This window comes from Leucobacter albus, from assembly GCF_039528015.1.
Taxonomy (GTDB): domain Bacteria; phylum Actinomycetota; class Actinomycetes; order Actinomycetales; family Microbacteriaceae; genus Leucobacter; species Leucobacter albus.
This window is the reverse complement of sequence record NZ_BAAAKZ010000003.1, coordinates 472,842-495,004: the sequence shown is the minus strand read 5'-3', so window position 1 is coordinate 495,004 and position 22,163 is coordinate 472,842. Positions and strand designations below refer to the sequence as shown.

Annotated in this window: 20 protein-coding genes; 10 read left to right on the top strand and 10 right to left on the bottom strand. The window is 67.3% G+C overall.

The annotated features are described in order from the left end of the window. Window positions 1-101 precede the first annotated feature (101 nt). From ABD115_RS05920 to ABD115_RS05885, 8 genes are all read left to right on the top strand, one after another. Window positions 102-1,109, top strand: a complete 1,008-nt coding sequence (locus ABD115_RS05920; RefSeq protein ID WP_343959191.1) for an ABC transporter permease — start codon at window positions 102-104, stop codon at window positions 1,107-1,109. Next, window positions 1,102-2,007, top strand: coding sequence for an ABC transporter permease (locus ABD115_RS05915; RefSeq protein WP_343959189.1), 906 nt, complete (start codon window positions 1,102-1,104; stop codon window positions 2,005-2,007). Before ABD115_RS05920 ends, ABD115_RS05915 begins: the two co-directional genes overlap by 8 nt. A gap of 72 nt (window positions 2,008-2,079) precedes the next feature. Continuing rightward, the gene (locus ABD115_RS05910) at window positions 2,080-3,663 is read left to right on the top strand and encodes an ABC transporter substrate-binding protein (protein WP_343959186.1); all 1,584 of its coding nucleotides are present in this window, start codon (window positions 2,080-2,082) and stop codon (window positions 3,661-3,663) included. Window positions 3,664-3,740: 77 nt separating this feature from the next. Further along, window positions 3,741-5,021, top strand: a complete 1,281-nt coding sequence (locus ABD115_RS05905) for a M20 family metallopeptidase (RefSeq protein ID WP_343959184.1) — start codon at window positions 3,741-3,743, stop codon at window positions 5,019-5,021. Between the two features lie 34 nt (window positions 5,022-5,055). Beyond that, on the top strand, window positions 5,056-6,000 hold the full coding sequence (locus ABD115_RS05900) for a DUF1177 domain-containing protein (protein WP_343959182.1): 945 nt from the start codon (window positions 5,056-5,058) through the stop codon (window positions 5,998-6,000). Between the two features lie 27 nt (window positions 6,001-6,027). After that, on the top strand, window positions 6,028-6,867 hold the full coding sequence (locus ABD115_RS05895) for an ABC transporter ATP-binding protein (protein WP_343959180.1): 840 nt from the start codon (window positions 6,028-6,030) through the stop codon (window positions 6,865-6,867). Continuing rightward, entirely contained in the window at window positions 6,864-7,718 is an 855-nt protein-coding gene (locus ABD115_RS05890; protein ID WP_343959178.1) for an ATP-binding cassette domain-containing protein, read from the top strand. Before ABD115_RS05895 ends, ABD115_RS05890 begins: the two co-directional genes overlap by 4 nt. Then, on the top strand, window positions 7,708-8,433 hold the full coding sequence (locus ABD115_RS05885) for an AroM family protein (RefSeq protein WP_343959176.1): 726 nt from the start codon (window positions 7,708-7,710) through the stop codon (window positions 8,431-8,433). Before ABD115_RS05890 ends, ABD115_RS05885 begins: the two co-directional genes overlap by 11 nt. A 398-nt stretch (window positions 8,434-8,831) precedes the next feature. Here ABD115_RS05885 and cydC read toward each other — a convergent pair whose 3' ends face one another. Genes cydC through ABD115_RS05865 form a run of 4 tightly spaced genes read right to left on the bottom strand, consistent with a single transcriptional unit; the run spans window position 8,832 to window position 15,139 of the window. Next, window positions 8,832-10,586, bottom strand: coding sequence for a thiol reductant ABC exporter subunit CydC (gene cydC, locus ABD115_RS05880; RefSeq protein ID WP_343959174.1), 1,755 nt, complete (start codon window positions 10,584-10,586; stop codon window positions 8,832-8,834). Next, entirely contained in the window at window positions 10,583-12,589 is a 2,007-nt protein-coding gene (cydD, locus tag ABD115_RS05875) for a thiol reductant ABC exporter subunit CydD (RefSeq protein WP_343959172.1), read from the bottom strand. Before cydD ends, cydC begins: the two co-directional genes overlap by 4 nt. Window positions 12,590-12,604: 15 nt before the next feature. Further along, window positions 12,605-13,660: a cytochrome d ubiquinol oxidase subunit II gene (cydB, locus tag ABD115_RS05870; protein ID WP_343959170.1), complete on the bottom strand. Its 1,056-nt coding sequence runs from the start codon at window positions 13,658-13,660 to the stop codon at window positions 12,605-12,607. Window positions 13,661-13,675: 15 nt separating this feature from the next. After that, window positions 13,676-15,139, bottom strand: coding sequence for a cytochrome ubiquinol oxidase subunit I (locus ABD115_RS05865; RefSeq protein WP_343959168.1), 1,464 nt, complete (start codon window positions 15,137-15,139; stop codon window positions 13,676-13,678). Window positions 15,140-15,358: 219 nt separating this feature from the next. On the opposite strand from ABD115_RS05865, the gene ABD115_RS05860 reads away from it, so the two are divergent. Then, entirely contained in the window at window positions 15,359-16,411 is a 1,053-nt protein-coding gene (locus tag ABD115_RS05860) for an App1 family protein phosphatidate phosphatase (RefSeq protein ID WP_343959166.1), read from the top strand. Beyond that, window positions 16,408-17,475, top strand: coding sequence for an FUSC family protein (locus ABD115_RS05855; protein ID WP_343959164.1), 1,068 nt, complete (start codon window positions 16,408-16,410; stop codon window positions 17,473-17,475). The genes ABD115_RS05860 and ABD115_RS05855 overlap by 4 nt, the downstream gene beginning before the upstream one ends. A 126-nt stretch (window positions 17,476-17,601) precedes the next feature. Here the strand turns inward: ABD115_RS05855 and ABD115_RS05850 are convergent, their stop codons facing one another. The 6 genes from ABD115_RS05850 to ABD115_RS05825 all read right to left on the bottom strand — a co-directional run bounded on the left by ABD115_RS05850 (window position 17,602) and on the right by ABD115_RS05825 (window position 22,148). After that, on the bottom strand, window positions 17,602-18,159 hold the full coding sequence (locus ABD115_RS05850) for a YceI family protein (protein WP_343959162.1): 558 nt from the start codon (window positions 18,157-18,159) through the stop codon (window positions 17,602-17,604). 341 nt (window positions 18,160-18,500) lie between these two features. Continuing rightward, a complete protein-coding gene (locus ABD115_RS05845) occupies window positions 18,501-19,226 on the bottom strand; it encodes a type 1 glutamine amidotransferase (RefSeq protein WP_343959160.1) in 726 nt (241 codons plus the stop codon). Continuing rightward, window positions 19,226-20,581 (bottom strand): MurT ligase domain-containing protein, encoded by a 1,356-nt coding sequence (locus tag ABD115_RS05840; RefSeq protein WP_343959158.1) that lies wholly within the window; start codon window positions 20,579-20,581, stop codon window positions 19,226-19,228. The genes ABD115_RS05845 and ABD115_RS05840 overlap by 1 nt, the downstream gene beginning before the upstream one ends. A gap of 9 nt (window positions 20,582-20,590) precedes the next feature. Then, complete coding sequence (gene trmD, locus ABD115_RS05835) at window positions 20,591-21,277, bottom strand: tRNA (guanosine(37)-N1)-methyltransferase TrmD (protein WP_343959156.1); 687 nt, start codon at window positions 21,275-21,277, stop codon at window positions 20,591-20,593. Then, window positions 21,274-21,900, bottom strand: coding sequence for a ribosome maturation factor RimM (rimM, locus tag ABD115_RS05830; protein WP_343959154.1), 627 nt, complete (start codon window positions 21,898-21,900; stop codon window positions 21,274-21,276). Before rimM ends, trmD begins: the two co-directional genes overlap by 4 nt. Further along, entirely contained in the window at window positions 21,900-22,148 is a 249-nt protein-coding gene (locus ABD115_RS05825; RefSeq protein WP_343959862.1) for an RNA-binding protein, read from the bottom strand. The genes rimM and ABD115_RS05825 overlap by 1 nt, the downstream gene beginning before the upstream one ends. Window positions 22,149-22,163 lie beyond the last annotated feature (15 nt).

Below are 22,163 nucleotides of genomic sequence, written 5' to 3'. Positions count from 1 at the left end.
CGTCAGGCCGCGTTTCATAATCGTTCACGTTCCACTCAGAACAGTGCCGCAGCCCCGCGCAGCAGCGCCACGAGCACCAGCCCCACTCAAAGAGGAGAGAAGTGCAGACAGCAGTTCGACGCATCCTCGCGATGATCCCCACGCTGTTGGGCGTCATCGTGAGCATCTTCGTGATCACTCGTGTCTTGCCCGGCGACCCCGCGCGCACGCTCGCTGGCGAAAACGCCGCAGACAGCGTGGTCGAGAAGCTGCGGGTTCAGATGGGGCTCGACCAGTCGATCTGGCAGCAGTTCTTCGACTACTTCACCGGCCTCTTCCGCGGCGACCTCGGCTTCGCCTGGCACACCGGGCGCCCCGTCGCAGAAGACTTCGCCGCCCGCTTCCCGGCAACGGTCGAGCTCGCCCTGATGGCGCTGTTCATCGGCATCATCATTGGCATCCCGCTCGGCATCCTCGGTGCCACGCAGCGCGGCAGGGTGGCCGATCACGCAACGCGCATCATCTCTCTGCTCGGCGCATCGATGCCGCTGTTCTGGCTCGGGCTGCTCGTCATCTCGATCTTCTACGGCACGCTCGGCTGGGAGCCCGCCCCCGTCGGGCGCATTGACGACGCGATCAACCCGCCGACGCACATCACCGGGCTGTACCTGCTCGACAGTTTGCTCACGGGAGACACGATCGCTTTCAAGAGCGCGTTCTCGCACCTCATCTGGCCCGCGATGGTGCTCTCGGTCGGCGCACTCGCAATCATCTCTCGAATGACTCGCTCGGCGATGCTCGAGGTGCTCGGGCAAGACTACATTCGCACGGCACAGGCAAAGGGCATGAGCCAGACGAGGGTGATCGGCGCCCACGCCCTCAAGAACGCGTCGCCGTCGATCGTGACCGTCGTCGGCCTCGAGCTCGGGCAGCTGCTCGGCGGCGCAGTGATCACCGAAACGATCTTCAACTGGCCGGGCATCGGCGGGTACGTCGTCGAGTCAATCGAGGCGACCGACTACGCCCCCGTGCAGGCGATGACCCTCGTCGCCGCCGTGATCTTCCTGTTCGTGAACCTCATCGTCGACCTCTCACAGGGAATTCTTGATCCGAAGGTGCGCAATGCCTAAGACATCAACCGTCGCAATCCACACCCAGGCGCTGCGGGCAAAGCCCGAGCACAAGGCAGTCAGTGCGTTCTCATTGCTGCTCAGAAACCCCTCGGCAATGGTCGGGGCCGCAGTGATCTTGTTCTGGACGCTCGGCGGCATCGCAACGCTGCTGTGGAGCCCCTACCCGCCGAACATGACGGGAGCGGGCCCGCTGCTGCAGCCACCGAGCCTTGAGCACCTCTTCGGCACCGACAACTTCGGCCGCGACATCTTCTCGCGGGTGCTCGCCGGCGCACGGGTGTCGCTGTGGACTGGCCTGCTCGCCGTCGCACTGTCGCTTGTCATCGGGGTGCCCATCGGCGCGATCGCAGGCTACTTCCGCGGCAGCGTCGGCATGGTGCTCATGCGGCTCATGGACATGCTGCTGGCGTTCCCCTCGTTGCTGCTCGCCATGACGCTCGCCGTCGCGCTCGGCCCCGGGCTTTCGTCGGCGATGATCGCCGTCGGCATCGTCGGCATCCCAGAGTTTGCGCGCATCATGTATGGGCAGACGGTCTCGCTGCGCGAGAAGGACTACGTCGAGGCCTCGCACGCGATCGGTTTGAAGGACGGGGCTATCCTCTTTCGCCACATCCTCCCGAACGGGATCGTGCCGATCATCGTGCGCTGCGCGCTCGGCATGGGGTACGCCATTCTCACCGCCGCGGCGCTGAGCTTCATCGGCCTAGGTGCGCAGCCGCCGCTTGCCGAGTGGGGCGTCATGATCTCCGACGGCCGCGGCTACATCATCTCAGGCGAGTGGTGGATGACGTTCTTCCCCGGCTTCGCCATCGCGACCTCGATACTCGGGTTCAACCTCTTCGGCGACGGCCTGCGCGATGTGCTCGACCCTCGGCTGCGCACCTCGGCACGGTAGCCGGGCAGCCCCTTGGCCATCGTTTCTTCACTCACTCACACGCATCACCAGTTCCTCCCACGAAAGGGCATCATGAGAACACCAAAACTCCTCACCACGGTTGCCATCGCAGCCGCGGCAGCGCTCGCCTTCACCGGCTGCGCACAGAGCGCAAACAACGCAAACTCCGGCGCCGGCGAAGACACCGGCTCGGCCATGACAATCGCCTACTCGGAGGGCGGCACCACGCTCGACCCCGCTGAGGCCAACGACGGCACCAGCGACACGCTCGTGCTCGCCGCCTACGACCAGCTCGTCACCTACGGCACGAAGGAGGAGAACGGCAAGCGCGTGTCTGACACCGCGACGATCGAGCCGATGATCGCCTCGGAGTGGTCGGTCGACGAGTCGAACACCGAGTACACCTTCACCCTGCGCGACGACATAACGTTCCAATCGGGCAAGGCTCTCACCGCCGACGACGTCGTGAAGTCGTTCGAGCACATCGCTGACTCCGCCTCCGCGAGCTTCCTCTACGGCATGGCCGGCATCAAGAGCGCCGAGAAGACGGGCGAGCACGAGGTGAAGATCACGCTAAACGCGCCAAACCATCTCTTCCTGCAGATCATTCCGATGTACTCGTTCTCGATCATCGACATGGATCTCGTTGAGGAGAACGGTGGGGCCGAGTGGCTGAAGCAGAACACCGCGGGCACCGGCCCGTACGTTCTCGACAGCTGGGACCCGGCGAGCGAGGCGAAGCTGCACCGCAACGAAAAGTACTGGGGCGAGTCCCCCGCAATCGACAAGGTAAACCTCAAGTTCATCGGCGACGCGTCGAACCGCCTGCAGCTGCTCACCAAGGGCTCGGTCGACATGGCGCTCGAGGTCGCGCCGAAAGACCTCGAGGGCCTCGACGGCACGAACGGCGTCGTCGTCGACTCACGCCCCAGCAACAAGATTCTCTACTTCGCTATGAACAGCAACGTTGCACCGTTCGACAACGAGAAGGTGCGCCAGGCCGTCACCATGGCTATCCCCTACGACAAGCTCCTCGAAGACGTCATGAAGGGCCAGGCAAGCGCGATGCGCTCGTCGGTAGCAAGCTCGACCCCAGGCTGGACTGACAAGGGCAACGAGGCGGAGTACAACCTCGACCGCGCGAAGGAGCTGCTCGCAGAGGCGGGCTACCCCGAAGGCTTCGAGTTCACCTTCACCCTCGGCTCAGGCTTCCCCGATTGGAACGACGACGCCGTGCTCATTCAGGCAGAGCTCGCGAAGATCGGCGTCACTATGAACATTCAGAACATGGCCCGCGCGCAGTTCCTCGACGCCCTCGCCGAGAAGAACGTACAGGCATATATTTCGCGCTGGACCTCGTTCGTCAACGACCCCGGCTACCACCTCGGGCTGCTGCTCGTCGACTCGGGCTCGAGCAACTACAGCAACTACAACAACCCGCGCGTGAACGAGCTCTGGGCCGAGGCCGCGTCGGAGCCCGACGCCGAGGTGCGCAACGGCCTCTACGGCGAAATGCAGCAGATCATCAACGCAGAGTCACCGTGGGGTTACCTCTACGAGTACAACATCGCGGTCGCGCACCGCGACGGGCTCGAGGGCTACACCTCGTACCCAGACGGCCTCGTTCGATTCGCCCAGCTGAGCAAGACCAGCTGAGCAAGACCAGCTGAGCAAGACCAGCTCGCACCACCACCCGCCCATCGCGCCCCCTCAACCGCAGAAAAGAGTGTGTCATGTCAACCGCTTCGTCTTGGGAAACCCAGGTACTCCAGGCCATCGATGAGTCGTCAGAGGAGCTCCTGAAGCTCGCCGGGCTCCTCATCCAGACGCCAAGCGAGAACCCAGAGGGCGACTGCACCGAGATCGCAAGAGTAATCTCGGAGTACCTAGGCTCCGCGGGCATCGACACCGAGCTCCACGATGCGGGTGAGGGGCGCGTGAGCGTCGTCTCGCACCGCGGCGAGAAGGGCGAGGGTGACAGGCACCTCGTGTTCGCCGGCCACCACGATGTGGTTCCGGTCGGCGACACGGCGCGCTGGGATTTCCCGCCGTTCGCCGGCGACGTCGTTGACGGCTGGCTGCGAGGTCGCGGCGCGAGCGACATGAAGGCGGGCCTCGCTGGGCTCATGCACACGCTGGTCGTGTTCGACCGCCTCGGCGTGCCGCTCAAGGGCAAGCTGTCGTTTGCGTCGGTGCCCGACGAGGAGACGGGCGGCCCGCTCGGGGCACACTGGCTGCTCGACCAGGGCGTGCTCGACGGCGCGACCGGCGGCATCATCGCCGAGCCAGCCGAGCGCGACCACCCGACAATTGGCCAGAAGGGCAGCAACTGGTTTCGCCTGACGATTCAGGGCACCCCAGGTCACGGCAGCCTGCAGCCGCTGCACGGCGTGAGCGCCAACCTGCTCGGCGCGCGTGCAATCATCGCCCTCCAGAAGCTCTGGGACATGGTGCCCGAGCAGTCTGACGACCTCAAGCAGCTCATCGCAGACTCGAAGGCGTACGCCGAGGAGCGCGAGGGCTACGGCCCCGGAATCGGCGACGTCTTCGAGCACGTCACGATCAACGTCGGCAAGATCACCGGCGGCACGTCGACGAACGTCGTCGCCGACACCTGCGTCATCGAGTTCGACACGAGGGTGCCGCTCGGGCTCACCCGCGCGCAGGTCAACGAGCGCGTGCTCGAGATTCTCGCGGAAGAGGGCATCGAGGCCGAGATTGAGTTCCTCGGCTTCATGAGCGAGCCGAACTGGACGCCCCCGACCGACCCCATCGTCGAGACCCTGGTCGACGCGCTGCGCGACCTGTCAGACCCCGCAGCGCAGGGCGTGCTGCAGTGGGCCTCGTCAGATGCCCGCACGTTCCGCAGCCACGGCATTCCCGTGCTGCAGTACGGGCCGGCTGACCTCAAGACGATCCACAGCTTCAACGAGCGCGCGCTTGCCGCTGACGTCGTGCTGGCGGCGAAGGTTTACGCGCTCACCGCGCTGCGCTACCTCGGCCTCGCAGACTAATCGAACACCAGACCAAGAACAGAAAGAACCACGCATGCTCCGCTATGTACTCGACGTCGTCGAGCTCCTCGACACCCCGAAGACCTCGGGGGAATCCCTCGCAAGCTTCTTGCGCAGCCAGGGCGCTGACAACGCCGAGATCACCGTCAAGACCATCGAGGGAGACTCAGGCCTGTCGACCGATTTCGTGCGCGTGTTCATTCCGGGCTCCGCGGGCAAATCGGTGGGCGGATCGGCGCCGACCCTCGGCATCGTCGGTCGCCTCGGCGGCGTCGGTGCGCGCCCCGAACGCATCGGCTTCGTCTCTGACGGTGACGGCTGCGCGGCCGCGCTCGCTGCTGCGGCGAAGCTGCTGAACATGTCGGCGCAGGGAGACGTGCTCCCGGGCGACGTCGTCGTCACGACGCACGTCACCGGGTGGGCCCCGACCGAGCCACACGACCCCGTACCGTTCATGGGCTCCCCAGTCGACATGGGCACCATGAACGACCACGAGGTAGAGGCCGACATGGACGCGATCGTGTCGATCGACACGACCAAGGGCAACCGCACGATCAACCACCGCGGCATCGCCATCTCGCCGACGGTGAAGTCGGGCTACATCTTGCGCCCGAGCGAGGATCTCGTGAGCATCGTGGAGACCGTGACTGGCCAGAGCGCCGTCGTCTTCCCGCTCGCGACGCAAGACATCACCCCCTACGGCAACGACCTGCACCACGTGAACTCGATCCTCCAGCCGGCCGTCGCAACAGATGCGCCAGTCGTCGGCGTCGCGATCACCACCGCAGTGCCCGTCGCCGGCTGCGCGACCGGCGCGAGCCACGCGACCGACATCGAGCTCGCCTCGCGCTTCGCAATCGAGACTGCAAAGTACTTCGGCGCGGGCCAGGTCGCATTCCACGATGCCGAGCAGTTCGCCCACCTCACGAGCCTGTACGGTGAGGCAACCCACCTGCAGACCCTCGGCCGCACCCAGTAAACAAATAGGCAAGTAAGCGAGTACGCCATGTCAGCACTGCTGCAAGTTGAAGATCTCGTCGTCGAGGTGCAGGCCCGACGGGGCACGAGCACGCCCGTGGACGGCATCAGCTTCGAGATCAATCGCGGCGAGACCCTCGGCCTCGTCGGGGAGTCGGGCTCGGGCAAGAGCCTGACCGCGATGTCGATCATCAAGTTGCTGCCCACCAGGGCTGTGCAGATGACCGGGGGGCGCATCGTGCTCGACGGTGTTGACATGGCCTCCTACTCCAACCGCCAGATGCGCGACATCCGCGGCCTGCGCATCGGCACGATCTTTCAGGAGCCGATGACGGCGCTGAACCCATCGTTCACGATCGGGTTCCAGATCGCCGAGCCGCTCAGGCGCCACCTGAAGCTCGGGCGCAAAGCGGCGCGCGCCCGTGTGATCGAGCTGCTTGAAATGGTCGGGATCCCGCGACCACAAGAGATCGCAAGCTCGTACCCGCACCACCTCTCTGGCGGCATGCGGCAGCGCGCGATGATCGCGATGGCGATGTCGTGCGAGCCAGACCTGCTCATCGCCGACGAGCCGACCACCGCCCTCGATGTCACGACGCAAGCGCAGATTCTCGACCTTATTCTCGACCTGCAGGAGCAGCACGGCACCGCGGTGCTGCTCGTCACCCACGACCTCGGCGTCGTCGCGCAGGCCTGCCAGAACGTGACGGTCATGCGCCGCGGGCTGATCGTGGAGCAGGCGAGCGTGTTCGACATCTTCGAGCGGCCAGCCCACCCCTACACCGAGGCGCTGCTCGACTCGATGCCAGCCAGAAACGCCGGCAAGGCCCGGCTCCCCCACATCGCCGAAGGAGTGTTTGAGGCATGAGTGTTCTCGTCAGTGCGCAGCACGTCGTCAAGGAGTTTGACCGCCGGGGCGCGAAGCGCGGCGCAGGCAAGTTTCGCGCGGTCGACGATGTGAGCTTCGACCTGCGCAAAGGGTCGACCCTCGCAATCGTTGGCGAGTCGGGCTCGGGCAAATCGACCGCCGGGCGATGCGTGCTACGGCTCATCGAGCCGACGTCGGGTGACGTATTCTTCGACGGCGTGAACCTCGTTGGGCTCCCCGACGACGAAATGCGCCGCCGCCGCAGGCAGATGCAGATCGTATTCCAAGACACCTACGCGTCGCTCGACCCGCGGTGGAACATTGGCCGGCTGCTCGCCGAGCCGTTGCGGCTGCACGAGAACCTGACCAAGGGCGAAGAAAGGCGCCGGGTGGCCGACATGCTCGTGCGCGTTGGCCTCGAGGCGCAGCACGCCGACCGCTACCCGCACGAGTTTTCCGGCGGGCAGCGCCAGCGCGTCGGCATCGCCCGCGCGCTCATGCTGAACCCGCAGCTCGTCGTGTGCGACGAACCGGTGTCGGCGCTCGACGTGTCGGTGCAGGCGCAGGTGCTCAACCTCATGAAGGACCTGCAGGAGGAGCTCGGGCTGAGCTATCTCTTCATTTCGCACGATATCTCGGTCGTCGAGTTCATCGGTGATGACATCATAGTGATGAACAAGGGCAAAGTCGTCGAGCAGGGGGTGTGCAGCGAGGTGTTGGCGAACCCGCAGGATGCGTACACGAGGGCGCTGCTCGCCGCCGTTCCGGTGCCCGACCCGCGCCAGGTCATCAGCCGCGAGGAGCGGCGCCGCATCATCGCGGCCGGCCTCAAGGGGCGAGATGCCGCCTGAGGCCGCCACCATCAAAACGCTCGCGCCCAAAACGCTCGCGCTCATCACGATCGGCCAGGCTCCGCGGGTCGATCTCACCCCCGACATCATGCCCCTGTTCGAGGGGATCAACGTCATCGAGGCCGGGGCACTCGACGAGCTCTCACCGGCCGAGATCGCCAAGCTACGGCCCCGTGCGGGCGAGGGAGTGCTCGTGTCGCGGCTGCGCAGCGGGGGCCACGCGGTGCTCTCGGAGGAGCGAATCCACCCGCTCATTCAGCAGGCGGTCGATCGCGCGGTCTCGCTCGGCGCCACGGCGATCCTCGTCGTGTGCACTGGCGACATTCCCGGCCTGAGCGCCCCCGTGCCGCTGTACCTCGCCGAGGCGCTCGCGCACGGCGCGGTCGCGGCGCTCATCGGGGAGGCGCCCCTCACCGTCGTGGTGCCCGAGCCCGAGCAGGCCGGCGCGATCGCTGCGCGCTGGGCCAGGCGTCTCGGCCGCGAGGTCACGACGATTGCGTGCGACCCGTACACCGAGCCACTCGCCCGCTTCGCCGAGCTCGGCGCGGGGCTCGACGCGGGGCTCGGCGCGGGGGCTGCTGGCTCGGCCGGCTGGGTGTTTCTCGACTGCATCGGCTACTCCGAAGCGATGGCCGCCGAGATTCGGGCCAACACGGGTGCGCGCGTGCTCACCGCCCGCACGCTCGCCGCGCGCCTCGTGACCGCCGCGCTGTAGTCGCGCCGGGGAATAAGCGCGGACCGGTTCGCGCCAGCCTGCGCTGCTCACTCGCGCAGGCGCGCGGGCCGCGCGCCTGCGCGCCTGCGCGCCTGCGGAACCGGGGTGGATCGGCACAAACCCTGCTCAGCCCGGCCCCATCGAGCCGATCCACCGCAGATCACCTATGCTGCGCAGGCCCCTCGGGGGCGCTGCTCGAGCGGCGCCCGCGGGCCGCGCCCGCCGTGTTCCTGCACAACCGGGGTGGATCGGCACAAACCCGGCTCAGCCCGGCCCCATCGAGCCGATCCACCGCAGATCACCTATGCTGCGCAGGACCCTCGGGCAAGCCCCGCGCGCGGGGCTCGGCTACGGGCGGCTCGGCTACGGGGGCTCGGCGACGGGCCGCTCACCTGCGTTTAGAGTGCGAGGCGCGCGGAGACCGGGATCTCGGTGGGGAGATCGGTGTGCGTGATGAGGATCACCGCGCGATCCGCGGGAATCGCCCCGAGCAGGTCTCGGAGCAGCCTGTCGGCCACGAGCTGGTCGACCCCGGCGGTCGGCTCGTCGAGGATCACCACGGGGAAGTCGGCGAGGATCACGCGGGCGAGCGAAATGCGCTGCATCTGCCCGCCAGACACGAGCGCCCCGCGCTCACCGACCTGCGCGTCGAGGCCTCCGCGAGCACGCACCCACTCCCCGAGCCCCACTCGCTCGAGCACCTCGAGCAGCTCTTCGTCGGTCGCGTCTTCACGAGCGAACTTCAGGTTTTGCCGAATGTCAGTGTTGAACAGGTGCGGTTGCTGCTCGCACAGCCCGACGAAGCCGCGCACCGCAGCGCCCGTGAACTCCCGCGCCTCGACGCCGCCAAGTCGGTAGCTGCCGCCGTACTCGAGAAACCTGCTGAGCCCGAGCGCGAGGGTCGACTTGCCGCTCCCGCTGTCTCCCGTGAGCACGAGCAGTTCGCCGGCTTGCAGCGCGAACGACAGCCCGGTGATCACGGCATCCCCACCCGGGTGCGCAACGCTCAGGTCGCGCACCTCGAGCAGGGGCGAACCCGGAGCGGCAACGGGAGCGGCAACGGGAGCAGCAACGGGAACCCCGGCGGGCGCAGCGGCGGGCACAGCGCCAGGCGCAGCACCTGATGTTGCAGCGGCAGGCCCAGCGGCGACATGGGCGGCCGATGCGGGCGTCGAAGCAATCGGATCCACCGGGATCTCGCTCGGTAGCTCCCCGGCAGTGAGCCGCGCCACTCGCTCGGCGCTCGAGCGCACCGTGCGGCGCGCCGTGAGCGCCGCGAACACCTGCGCGAACACGTCGAACACGGCGGCCGGCACGACGACGATCGCCGCGAACACCGGCACAGAGAACGCCTCGCCCGCCTGCGGCGCAACAGCGAGCAGTGTCGCGACCGACGCGACTCCAGCGCCGAGCGCGACGAGCGCCCCCGTCAGCCCGGCCGCCCGCGTGCGGGTGAGCAGCACGCGGGCGAGGCGCTGCTCCGCCGCCTCGATGCGCGCGCGCTGCGCCCCGAGCGCACCGAAAGCGGCGAGCACACCGGCCGACGCGAAGCGATCGAGCAGCGCGTCGGTGAGACCCGAACGGGCATCGGCCAGTTCACGGTCGCTCTGCCCCGCGATGCGCCGAGCGAGCCAGGCCCCAACGAGCGCCGCGAGCGCGAGCACGGAGGCGAGAATGAGCGCCGCGACGGGCGACGCGATCGCAACAACGATGACCGTGAGCGCGGTCACCGTCAGGCTCACGATGAGCGGCTGGCGCACGCGCAGCGGGTGGTCTTGCAGCTGGTCGACGTCGTCGACGAAGGTCGCGAGGATCTCGCCGCGACGCGACGACTCGATCGCGCCGGGCACCCGCGGAACGAGCGCGGTGAAGGTATCGGCTCGCAGCTTCGCCAGTTGGAAGAGCGCCGCGTCGTGACTCGACAGCCGCTCGGCGTAGCGGAAGGCGGCGCGGCCGATCGCGAGGGCGCGCACGCCCACGATGGCGAACGTGAGGTGCAGAATAGGCGGCTGCGCGCCGGAGCGCGTGATGAGCCACATGCTCAGCGCCAGCAGGCCGACGGCCGCACCGTCGGAGAGAATGCCGAGGAGCTGGCCTGGCAGCGCCCGGCGGCGCGACGGGGTGGCACGCTGCAGCACGGTGTCGACGCTCACGAGCGGGCCTCCTGGGGGTCGGGGGTCTGGGCTTGGACCCGGGGCTGGCGTTGGGGTTGGGGCTGTGCCTCGGGTTGGGGCTGTGCCTCGGGTTGGGGCTGTGCCTCGGGTTGGGGCTGTGCCTCGGGTTGGGCCTGTGCCTCGGGCTGGGCCTGTGCCTCGGGTTGGGCCTGTGCCTCGGGCTGGGACTGGGCCTCAGCCGGGGCCTCGGCCCGGGCCTGGGTGGGGGCCTCGGCGTGCATAAGGGCCGCAGTCGGCTCCGCCGGGGCGATCTCGACGATGCGGTTGGCCGCGGCGAGCAAAGCTGGCCGGTGGCTCACAACGAGCACGGCGCGCCCGCGCCCTGCCTCTGCGCGCGCGGCGTCGATGACGAGGGCCTCGCTGGCGGCATCGAGCGCGGAGCTCGGCTCGTCGAGCAGCACGACGTCGGCCCCCACGGCTTCGGCGCGATACAGCGCCCTGGCGATGCCGACGCGCTGGGCCTGGCCGCCCGAGAGCCCCGAGCCCTGCGCTCCAAGCTGCCTGTCGAGCTCGAGCCCGTGCAGGCCGAGCCTGTCGAGCATCTCGCGCGCGAGGGCGGGGTCGGGGGTGTTGCTGCCGAGCGCGACGTTCTCGAGCAGGGTGCCCTGAATCAGCCCCGGCTGCTGGCCGGCCCAGGCGATCGGGCCGCTCGCGCCGACCCGCCCGCCAGCGGGGGCGAGGAAGCCGAGGGCGGCAGCAAGCAGCGACGACTTGCCAGCGCCAGAGGGGCCAGCGAGGGCGACGAACTCCCCCGGTTCGACGGCGAAGCGTACCGGGCCGGCGACGGGCCGGCCGCCGCGGCTCAGCCGCACGTCGGAGAACGTGAGCCCGGGCGGCGCAGAGGCGGGTGTCGGGCGGGCGAGCCCGCGATCCGCCACCGACGTCGCCTCGCGGCCCGCCAGCTCAGCGCTCGGCTCGTCGGCCGAGGCCGCGCTGGACCCTTCGCGTGCCTCTTCGCGTGCCTCCTCGGGCATATCTTTGCCCTCGATGAGCGCGAACACATCTTCGGAGGCGGCGAGGCCCTCCGTCGAATCGTGAAAGGCCGCGCCGACCTGGCGAATTGGCACGAACACCTCGGGCAGCACGAGCAGCACGAACAGCCCGAGCGCGAGCGGAAACTCCCCCGCGACCAGCCGCGTGCCGACAGTTACCGCGACGAGGGCGATCGAGAAGGTGCCGGCGAGGTCGAGCACGAACCCGGAGAGGAATGTCACCCGCAGCACCCTCATGGTGCGCGAGCGATACTCCTCGGTCTCGCGCTCGATGCGCGCGGCCTGGCGCTGTTCGCGCCGGAAGATTTTGAGTGTCGGCAGCCCCTCGACAACGTCAAGGAATGAGGCCGACAGCCGCTGCAGCTGATCCCACTGCTTGCCCTGCACCGATTGTGTCGCCAGGCCGATAAGAATCATGAAGAGCGGAATGACGGGGAACACGAGCAGCACCGTGACTCCGCTGAGCAGGTCTGAGAAGAGCACGGTGGCGACAAGGATCGGGGTCGCGACGACCGCCAGTATGAACTGTGGAACGTAACCCGAGAAGTACCCGTCGAGGGCGTCGAGGCCGCGCCCAAGCACGGTCGCGAGCTTGGCGTCGGGGGTGCCGGCGGTCGCCTCGGGGCTCCTCGCGTCGAGGGCGTCGAGCGCGGCGGCCCGGAGCTGCGCCTTGACGCGCACTGCCCCGCGGGCCGCGACGACATCCATGCCCCAGCCAGCAAGGGCCCGCACGATCGCCGCGGCGAGGGCACCGGCCGCGAGCCAGGGCAGGCTGCCTGGGGCGTACACGCCCTCGGCAACCCGCCCGGCCCCAGCCGAGTCCCAGAGCCCCTCGTACACCGGAATCGCGACCGCGGCTATCGCCTGCGCGAGGAACCAACTCCAGGCGATGATCGCGAAGGTGCGCACTACTCCGAGGAGCGCACCGAGCGCGAACACCGAGCGGGCAGCTCCCGCAAAACGCAACAGGCGTGGGTCGAGGGGCTTCATGGGTGTCGGGGCCGCCTACGCGGTGGCCTCGGCGGGCGCACCCTGCGGCTCCTCCGCAGGGATCATGTCGTGGGTGAGCCGCTTGCGGAACACCCAGTACGTCCACGCCTGGTAGGCGAGCACGAGGGGCAGCGTAAACACGGCGACCCAGGTCATCAGCTCGAGCGTCTTCTGCGAGCTCGCTGCGCCAACGATGTCCATCGAGTGCTCGGGGCCGAGACTCGAGTGCATAAGGTTGGGCATGAGCGCGACGAAGATCGTGAGCAGCGCAAAGGCGATCGTGACGGTGTTGCCGACGAACGCCCAGCCCTCGCGGCCCGCGAGGTTCGCGACCCACCCGCCGATGAGCGCGACCGCGGCGACGGCGGCGCACGCGATGATGAGACCGATGTTCGGGCTCGACAGGTGCATGACGATCGTCCAGACGAGGAACGCGGCTGCGAGCACGATCGTGACGATGCCGACGTTCTTCGCCATCTTTCGTGCGCCATCGCGCATCTCGCCAACGGTCTTCAGCGCGACGAACACGAGGCCGTGCGTGAAGCACAGCAGCATCACGACAACCCCGCCGAGCAGGCCGTACGGGTTCAGCAGCGTGAGCAGCGTGCCCTCGTAGAGCCAGCCCCCGGTCTCGACTGTGCGAATCGGCACGCCCTGCACGAGGTTCGCAAAAGCCACGCCCCAGAGCAGCGGCGGGAGCACGGAGCCCCAGAAGATGAACTGGTCAAACCAGCGAGTCCACTTCACGCCCTTGCGCTGATGCCTGAACTCAAACGAGACGCCGCGCAAGATGAGCGCGACGAGAATGAGCAGCAGCGCGAGGTAGAAGCCGGAGAACATCGTCGCGTACCACTCGGGGAACGCGGCGAACAGCGACGCACCGGCCACGATGAGCCAGGTCTCGTTGAGATCCCAGACCGGGCCAATCGTGTTGATGAGCAGGCGCCTGTCGTTGTTCGTCTTCCCCAGGAAGGGCAGGGACATGCCCACACCGAAGTCGAAGCCGTCGAGCACGAAGTACCCGATGAGCATGACGCCAACGATGAGGAACCATACGGTTGTCAATTCCATGATCTGACTCCCTTCCTAGTAGACCGTCGCGAGTTGGTTCTTGTCGACAGAGCCCGAGCCGTCGGCCCCGCCCCCGTCGCCCGTGCGGGCGATCTCTGGTGGGCCGGCCTTCACCGTCTTCACGATGAGCCCGAACTCGACAACCGCAAGCCCGCCGTACACGATCGTGAACACCACGAGCGAGACGAGCACCATCCACCCCGGCACGCCCGGGGATATGCCTTGCTCTGTTGTCATCACCCCAAACACAATCCAGGGCTGGCGGCCCATCTCGGTGAAGATCCAGCCGACGAGCGATGCGAGCATCGGCAGCGGCGCTGTCCAGATGGCAACGGTCCAGACCCACTTGGGCAGGTCGACGGTCTTGCGAGTGATCCACAGGCCGACGAGCGAGACGAGCGCGGCGAGGGCACCGAGCCCGATCATCCAGCGGAACGACCAGTAGGTGACCCACACGATTGGCATGAACGCGCCATCGGTCGGGCAGGTGAGCAGCGAGTCGGCTGCGCCGCAGTACATCTCGGTGTACTCGGCCTGGAGATCGTTGATGCCCTCAACAGTTCCATCGAGGGAATTCGTTGCGAGGAAGGATGCCAGGTAGGGAATACGCACGGAGAAGATCTCGTGCGCGCCGTCTGGCGTGCCCAGGCTGAACAGCGAGAACGAGGCGTCGCGGCCCGTTGCGGTGTTGTACATCGCCTCGGCCGCAGCCATTTTCATCGGCTGGGTTTCGGTCATCACGAGGCCGAGCGAGTGCCCGCTCAGCCCGACGCCAGCGAACGCGATGAGGTTTGTCCATGCACCGAAGCGGAGCGTGGTGCGCATCTCGTCAACGAACTGGCCGCGCTTGAGGTGCCACGCCGCGACCGACACGAGCACGACGCCGGCGAACATGATCGAGGCGAAGATTGTGTGCGGGAACTGGGTGAGCGCCACCGGGTTCAGCAGCACATCGCCGATGCTCTCGAGCTCGGCGCGCCCGCGCTCCTCGTTGATGTTGAAGCCAACGGGGTTCTGCATGAAGGCGTTCGCGGCGAGAATGAAGTACGCCGAGAGCACGGTGCCGATCCACACGAACCAGATCGTCATCAGGTGAATCTTCTTGGGGAGCTTCTCCCAGCCGAAGATCCACAGGCCAATAAACGTGGCCTCGAAGAAGAAGGCGATGAGGCCCTCCATTGCGAGCGGTGCGCCGAAGATATCGCCGACGAACCGCGAGTAGTTCGACCAGTTCATGCCGAACTGGAACTCCTGCACGATGCCGGTGACGACACCCATGGCGAAGTTGATCAGGAAGACCTTCCCGAACAACCGAGTCAGACGGAGGTACTTCTCCTTGCCGGTACGTACCCACACCGTTTGCAGAATCGCTACGAGGAGCGCCATGCCGATCGTGAGGGGCACAAAAATGAAGTGATACAGGGTGGTCAATCCGAATTGCCAGCGCGCAAGCGCTACCGGATCGAGGAACTCATTCATTTATTCTCCTAAAACCAGGAGATGGGCGCTCGCCGCGCGGGAACGCATTACTCCCGTAGGAATTCCCTACGGGCGGGTGTACCCGCGGGGCGCCGGCATAATTGCCAACTGTTGTCAGTATATGCAAGCTGAGAGTTACCTGCGAATCAATTTTGACGTCGAGATTCTTTTGCCGTTGTGCCTCACAATGACCCAGGCGATTCGTCATACACTGGCTAGGTGACTTCGCCAGACGACCTGCCTGACAGCCGCCCGCGCTTCGCGGCACGGTTCGAAGACCGAATGCACCGCAGTCGCGCGAAGCAGGCGGTGAAGCGAGGCAAGACGCCGTCGGTGATCCCGTACATCGGCTACGGCACCACCGAATGGGTGCGCGTGCTCGGCCGCGTGCTCTACCTCAGGCCAGACACGACCGAGCACTCGCGGGTTCGCCCCGACGTGCAAGAGGTCTCGCGCGTGCGTGGGTGGCGCACGTTCACGAGCGTGTACGTGCCGTACCAGCGCATCACGGTGCTCGTCGACGATGTGCCTACAGCCGAGGTCGTCGCCGATCGTGGCGGCGTGATCGACTCGATCGTGCGGGTCGCGCTCTCCCCCGGCTGGCACACGGTCACGCTGCGGGTGAGCGACGAGGAAGAGGCGCACGCCCCGGTGAAGATCGTCGACCCTGCCGCCGAACTCGGGGTTCTCTCCGACGTCGATGACACCGTGCTCATCACCGCGCTCCCCAAGCCCTTCGTCGCGGCATGGAACAGTTTCGTGCTCGACGAGACTGCACGCCGGGCGACGCCCGGCATGCCCGTGCTCTATGACAGGCTCGCAAAGCGCCACGTCGGCTCGCCGTTTATCTACCTCTCGACAGGCGCATGGAACGCGGCGCCGGCCCTCAGCCGATTCCTCGCACGAAACCTCTACCCAATGGGCCCACTGCTGCTCACCGACTGGGGCCCAACGCACGACCGCTGGTTCCGCAGCGGCCGGGAGCACAAGCAGCGCGAGCTCAAGCGTCTCGCGCGAGAGTTCCCCGGGGTGCGGTGGATCATGTTCGGCGATGACGGGCAGCACGACGAGGCGCTCTACGCCGAGTTCGCGCGAGAGCACCCCGAGAACGTTGCCGCGGTCGCGATCAGGCAGCTGTCTGTCGGGCAGGCCGTGCTCGCGGGCGGGCGCTCGAAAGCGGAGCAGCAGAAAGACGCCAGCGGCATTCCGTGGGTGTACGGCCCCGACGGCGCGACGCTCAGCGAGGAGCTCATCAAACTCGGGTTGCTATGAGCGACCTCGCGGCCCCGTGGTGGCGTCGGGCTGAGCAGCGCGTCACCGGGCGGTTCACGGTCGCGGCGAGGCCGCCGGCGCTGCAGCTCGCGAAGGCTGGCGGCGCCGCGGTGCTCAGCTGGTTTGTCTGCCTGCTGGTGTTCCCTGGGTCGCTGCCGATGTTCGGGGCGATCGCCGCGCTGATCGTCGTGCAAGAGAGCGTGGATCAGTCGCTCACCAAGGGCATCGAGCGCGTGGTCGGCGTGCTCTTTGGAGTCTCGGTCGCACTCGGCGCCGGTGCGCTGTTCGGCACAAACTCGTGGCTCTTTATCGCGGCCATCCTCGTGTCGATGGCGGTGGGCTGGCTGCTGCGCATGAGCGCGACGTCGACCAACCAGATCGCCATCACCGCAATGCTCATGATTGCGCTCGGCGGGTCTGAGATTGGGTACGGCGTGGAGCGGCTCGTCGAGACCGCGATTGGTGCGGCGATCGGGGTTGCGGTCAACGCGGCGATCGCCGCACCGGTGCGAACCAATGTCACGCACACCCAGATCACCTCGCTCACGGTGAATGCTGCGCGGGCGCTCGACCGCCTCGCCGACACCCTCGACGAGCCGCGCGACGACGCGTGGCTCGAGGGCATGCTCGACGAGGCGCGCGAGCTGCACGCTGAGCGCGCGCAGGTGCACGCCTCGCTTCGCAGCGCGCGCGAGAGCCTGCGGCTCAACCCGCGCGGGCGGCGCCACATGCGCCAGCTACTCGAAGACGATGCTCTGTTTCAACGCGTCCAACCGATCGTGACCCAGGTCATCGGCATGTCGCGGGCGCTCTACGATCTCTACGACCCCGAGCTCGTTGACGACCCCTCGGTGATCGGCATGCGCCGCGAGATTCGACGGGCTGCGCACGACCTGCTGCTCCTTGGCGAGGCTCCCGCGGAGCCGAGCGCGGCCGCCGAACCGCCCGCGCTCACGGCGCCCTATACGATTCAACGACCGCCGCCCAGGCACTGGGTGTTGATTGGCTCACTCATGGAGGATCTGCGCCGCGTTCGCGGCCGCATTACCGGCGAGCTCGACTAGTGCCGCGGTGCTTCCCCGCGCGCGGCACGAGTCGGTTTCGGCGAGGTTCGCAGCGGATCCGCGACTGCTGACGCGCCCCACGCGTCGAGCTCGCGGATCCGCCTGGAGACCTCGCCGAGCGGGCAGTTACGCGACGAGCGCGGCCTGCACGTCGATCGTGATCGTGACGTCGTCGCCGAGCAGGAAGCCGCCCTTCTCGAGCGGGGCGTTCCAGGTGAGGCCGAAGTCTTCGCGCTTCACGACCGACTTCGCGGTGAAACCGGCCTTGTAGTTGCCGTAGGGGTCTTCGCCGAAGCCACCGAACTCGAAGTCGAAGGTGACGGGCTTCGTCACACCGCGCATCGTGAGCTCGCCGTCGACCTTGAAGTCGCCGTCGACAACACGCACGCCGTTCGAGGCGAAGGTGAGCTGCGGGAACTGCTCGGCCTCGAAGAAGTCGCCTGTGCGCAGGTGGCCATCGCGGTTCTTCTCGTTCGTGTTCACCGAGGCGACCTCGGCGGTCGCGGTGACGCTCGAGTCGAGCGGGTTCTCGCCCGTCACGAAGGTCGCGTCGAAGTCTTCGAACTTGCCCTTGACCTTGCTGATCGCGAGGTGACGGATCGCAAAGCCCACCTCGGAGTGCGTGGCGTCAATCTTCCAGGTGCCTGCGCGGTAGCCGGGGATCTGGTCTGCGGTGATCGTCATGAGTGAATACCTTTCAAAACTTGTCCAGCGCCAAGTGTCTGCCACTGAATTGGCTGTCCGGGATCTTGCGGACACTAAGCACAACTTACATGCGCATGCATCTATTCCCGGAAACGCGAAAAAGTTTTGCGCGGTGCTGCCTACGATCGGTTGTTGCCCGGCTTAGCGCGCTCGAAACCTACACTTCCCTCCGGGGCCGATGGTTGTTTCGCGCAGCAAGGGGGTGGTTTCGGAGGCAACTACAGGGGTGGATGGCCCCGCGGGCCGTGAGGGGGTGAGGGACGTGAGGGGCGGGGGTAGCGCGCTAGCAGGGGTAGCGGCTTGGCGGCAGCGAGCCGGCGCTAGCGGGGGCGGCGCTTGGCGGCAGCCCGCGCGCGGTCGGCGGTAGCGTCGGCGCCAGCCAGCGGCTTGAACGAACCGTAGCGCCGTGTTGCGGCGGTCGCGATGAGAAAGTCGCTGATCGCGGGGTTTTTTGGCAGCAGAGCCCCGTGCAGGTACGACCCGAGCACGTTGCCAGTGCGCGCGCCCTCGGCGCCGTCGGTCGGGTTGTTGCCCGCGCCCTGGATCACCCGGCCGAGGGGCTCCGAACCCGGCCCAAGCACGGTGTTGCCACTGTGGTTTTCGTAGCCGATGATCTCACCGAAGTCGGCCGATTCGACGACGACGTTGCCGATCATGCGATCCTCGCCGCCACGGGTCTCGACATCGAGCAGCCCAATGCCTTCGAGGGTCGCCCCCGAGGCCGTAACGAAGCGGTGGCCAAATAGCTGATAGAGGCCACAAATTACGAGCATGGGTGTGCCGGCATCAGCGAGCTCTCGAAACTCGCCAGCGCGCCCCACGAGGTCTGCTGAGACCCGCCCCTGCCCCGAGTCTTGGCCCCCGCCGCCGATGACGATATCGACGTGCTCGGGCAGCTCATCGCCGACATTAAGCTCGACGACGCGCGGCTCAAAGCCGTGCGCGCGGGCGCGGCGCGTCAGCGCGAGCAGGTTGCCGCGGTCGCCGTAGATGTTCATGTCACGCGGGTAGAGCGACACGATGACGAGTTCGCGCTGATCTGCCATTAGATTTCCTCCACGTCGGTGACCTCGGAAAGCCGCTTACGCAGGCCCAGCATCGCGGTGTAGGTGCAGTAGATGCGCCGGGGCTGGCCGCTCGTGCGCGACCTGAACGCGGCAAGCGCTGTGCCCAGATCTTCCTCGACGGCGCCGACTGCAACATCGTCGTGCTCGAGCCGCAGCGCCATGTCCCAGGCTCGCGTGCCGGTGACCGTGTCTACTCCCCCGGCCCGCAGCGACTCGAAGTCGACGTCCCACAGCCACGACATATCGCGCCCGTCTGCGTACTGGTCGTTCACGGCGATCATCACGGCGACGCCCTCGGCGTCGAACGACGCGAGGCCGAGCCTGAAGCCGGCCGGGTTCTTCACGAGCACGAGCTCGAGCGGCTGGCCGTCGAGCTCGAGCTTCTCGCCGCGCCCGAACGCCGGCCGCACAGACGCGAGCGACTCGAGCACCGCCGTGGTCTCAGCGGTCTGCGCGAGCCCGGCCGCAACGGCTCGCCCGAGCACGGAGCGCACGGTCACGAGGGCGGCGGCAGCGTTGTACGTGTTGTACAGGCCCTCGAGCTGCAGCGGAGTCGAGTGCAGCTCGCCATCAATCTCGAACGTGGCCGAGTTCTTGCCGAGTTCGACGAGCGTCACGTCTGCGCCCGCACGCTCTGCACCGGCGCCAGCACCGGCGCCAGCGCCAGCGCCAGCGCCAGCACCGCCTCCCGACCCCGCATGAAAGTCGTCGTCGCCAGGGAAGGTGCTGAGCAGCGCCTGCGTCAGCCCAAACTCGCGCACCTCGGGCCCCGATGTGCCGGCCGCCCGCACGCGGGTACGCGCGCCGATCTCTGCGATGAGCCGATCTTCGCGGTTCACGACGAGCACATCGGTCGTCGCGTCTGCGATGCGCTGCAGGTAGCGCGCGGTGGTGTCGATCTCGCCGAAGCGGTCGAGCTGGTCTCGCAGCACGTTGAGCAGCAGCGTGAAGCGCGGCTTGACGCGCTCGATGAAGAACATCGCGTGGGCTTCGTCGAGCTCGAGCACGGCCACATCGGCCGAGAGCTTGCCTCCGAGAGATGCTTCCTCAACCATCGCGGCGACCACGCCGCGCGAGAAGTTCGACCCGGTGCGGTTGGTGAACACGCTGAGCCCCTGCGCCTCGAGCATCTCGACGATCATCTTGGTGGTCGTCGTCTTGCCGTTCGTGCCGCTCACGGCGATAACGCCGAGCGGGAGCCGCTCGAGCCCGCGGGCCATGAACCCGGGGTCGAGCCGCTCGACAACGAGGCCGGGCAGCGCGGAGCCGCCCCCGCGCAGCCGCGCCACCGCACGCACCGCTTTGCCGGTTACCGCCGAGAAAAAATCACGCATGGATCAAGATTAGTCGCCAAGCAGGTCAGGCCGAACCCTGCGGGTGCGCTCGACGCTCTGCTCGTGTCGCCAGGCATCGATCGCGGCGTGGTTGCCAGAGAGCAGCACGTCGGGCACCCGGCGGCCCCGCCACTCGGCGGGTTTCGTGTAGCTCGGGTATTCGAGCAGGCCAGACTCGTGCGACTCCTCGACGAGGCTGTCGGGGTTGCCTACGACTCCGGGGAGCAGTCGGCCGATCGCCTCGATCATCGCGATCGACGCGACCTCTCCCCCGTTGAGCACGTAGTCTCCAATGCTCACGAGCCTGACGCGCCCGCGCTCGGCGTATTCGTCGAACACGCGGTGGTCGATGCCCTCGTAGCGCCCGCAGCCGAAGACCAGGTGCTGCTCGTGCGCGAGCTCGCGGGCCATCGCCTGCGTGAACACGTCACCGGCTGGCGACGGGAAAATGATGAGCGGATCCTCGGACTCCGGCAAAATGCCATCGAGCGCCTGGCCCCACGGCTCAGGTTTCATCACCATTCCGGCCCCGCCGCCCGTCGGCGTGTCGTCGACGGTGCGGTGCTTGTCGTGCGCCGACTCGCGCAGGTCGTGCACGTGCAGGTCGATGAGCCCGCGGTCGCGCGCCTTCCCCATCAGCGAGAGCTCGAGCGCGTCAAAGTACCCCGGGAAGATCGTGACGACGTCGATTCTCACGCGCCCGCCCCCGGCTGGTTCGAGCCGTCTTCGATCGCGCCCTCGCCGAAGAGCCCTGGCGGTGGCGTCATCGTGACGATGCCGGCTTCGAGATCGACGTGGGGCACGATGGCCTCCACGAAGGGCACGAGCACCGTACCGTTCGCGGTCGCAACCGAGAGCAGATCTTGCGCCGGGAAGTGCTGCACCTCGGCGACGGTTCCGAGCTTCTCGGTACGGCCGCCCTCGAGGGGCTGAACAACGTCGAGGCCGACGAGCTCGTGGGCGTACCACGCGTTCTCCTCGGAGCTCGCTGCGACAGTCTGCTCATCGATCCACAGGATCGCGCGGACAATGCTCTCGGCCGCGGTGCGGTCGGGAACCTCGACGAAGAACCCGACGGGCATGCTGTTGAACCAGCGCAGCTCGCGCAGCTCGATGAGCTGGCCAAACCACGGCGAGTCCTCTGGCACCTGCAGGTGAAACTTCGCCCCCGGCACGAACCGAAGGTCGGGGTTGTCGGTGAACATCTCGAGCTTCACGCCACCCTTGAGCCCGTGCGGCTTGGTCAGGCGACCGACACGCAAACTCCCCGCCCCGCTAGCGGGACGGGGAGCTTGCGCACGCTTGGGAGCGTCAGCCATCAGCCGGCCTCAGGTGCGTCGGTGTCGACAATGTCGACCCGCACGCGTTCGCCGGATGCGAGCGCTGAGATGACCGTGCGAAGCGCCTGGGCGGTGCGGCCGCTGCGGCCGATCACCCGGCCGAGGTCTTCGGGGTGCACGCGAATCTCAAGACTCTCGCCGCGGTTACCAGCGCGCTGGTTGATGCGCACCTCGTCGGGGTGATCAACGATCCCTTTGACGAGATGCTCGAGCGCATCAGCGAGCACCATCTCAGCCAAGGG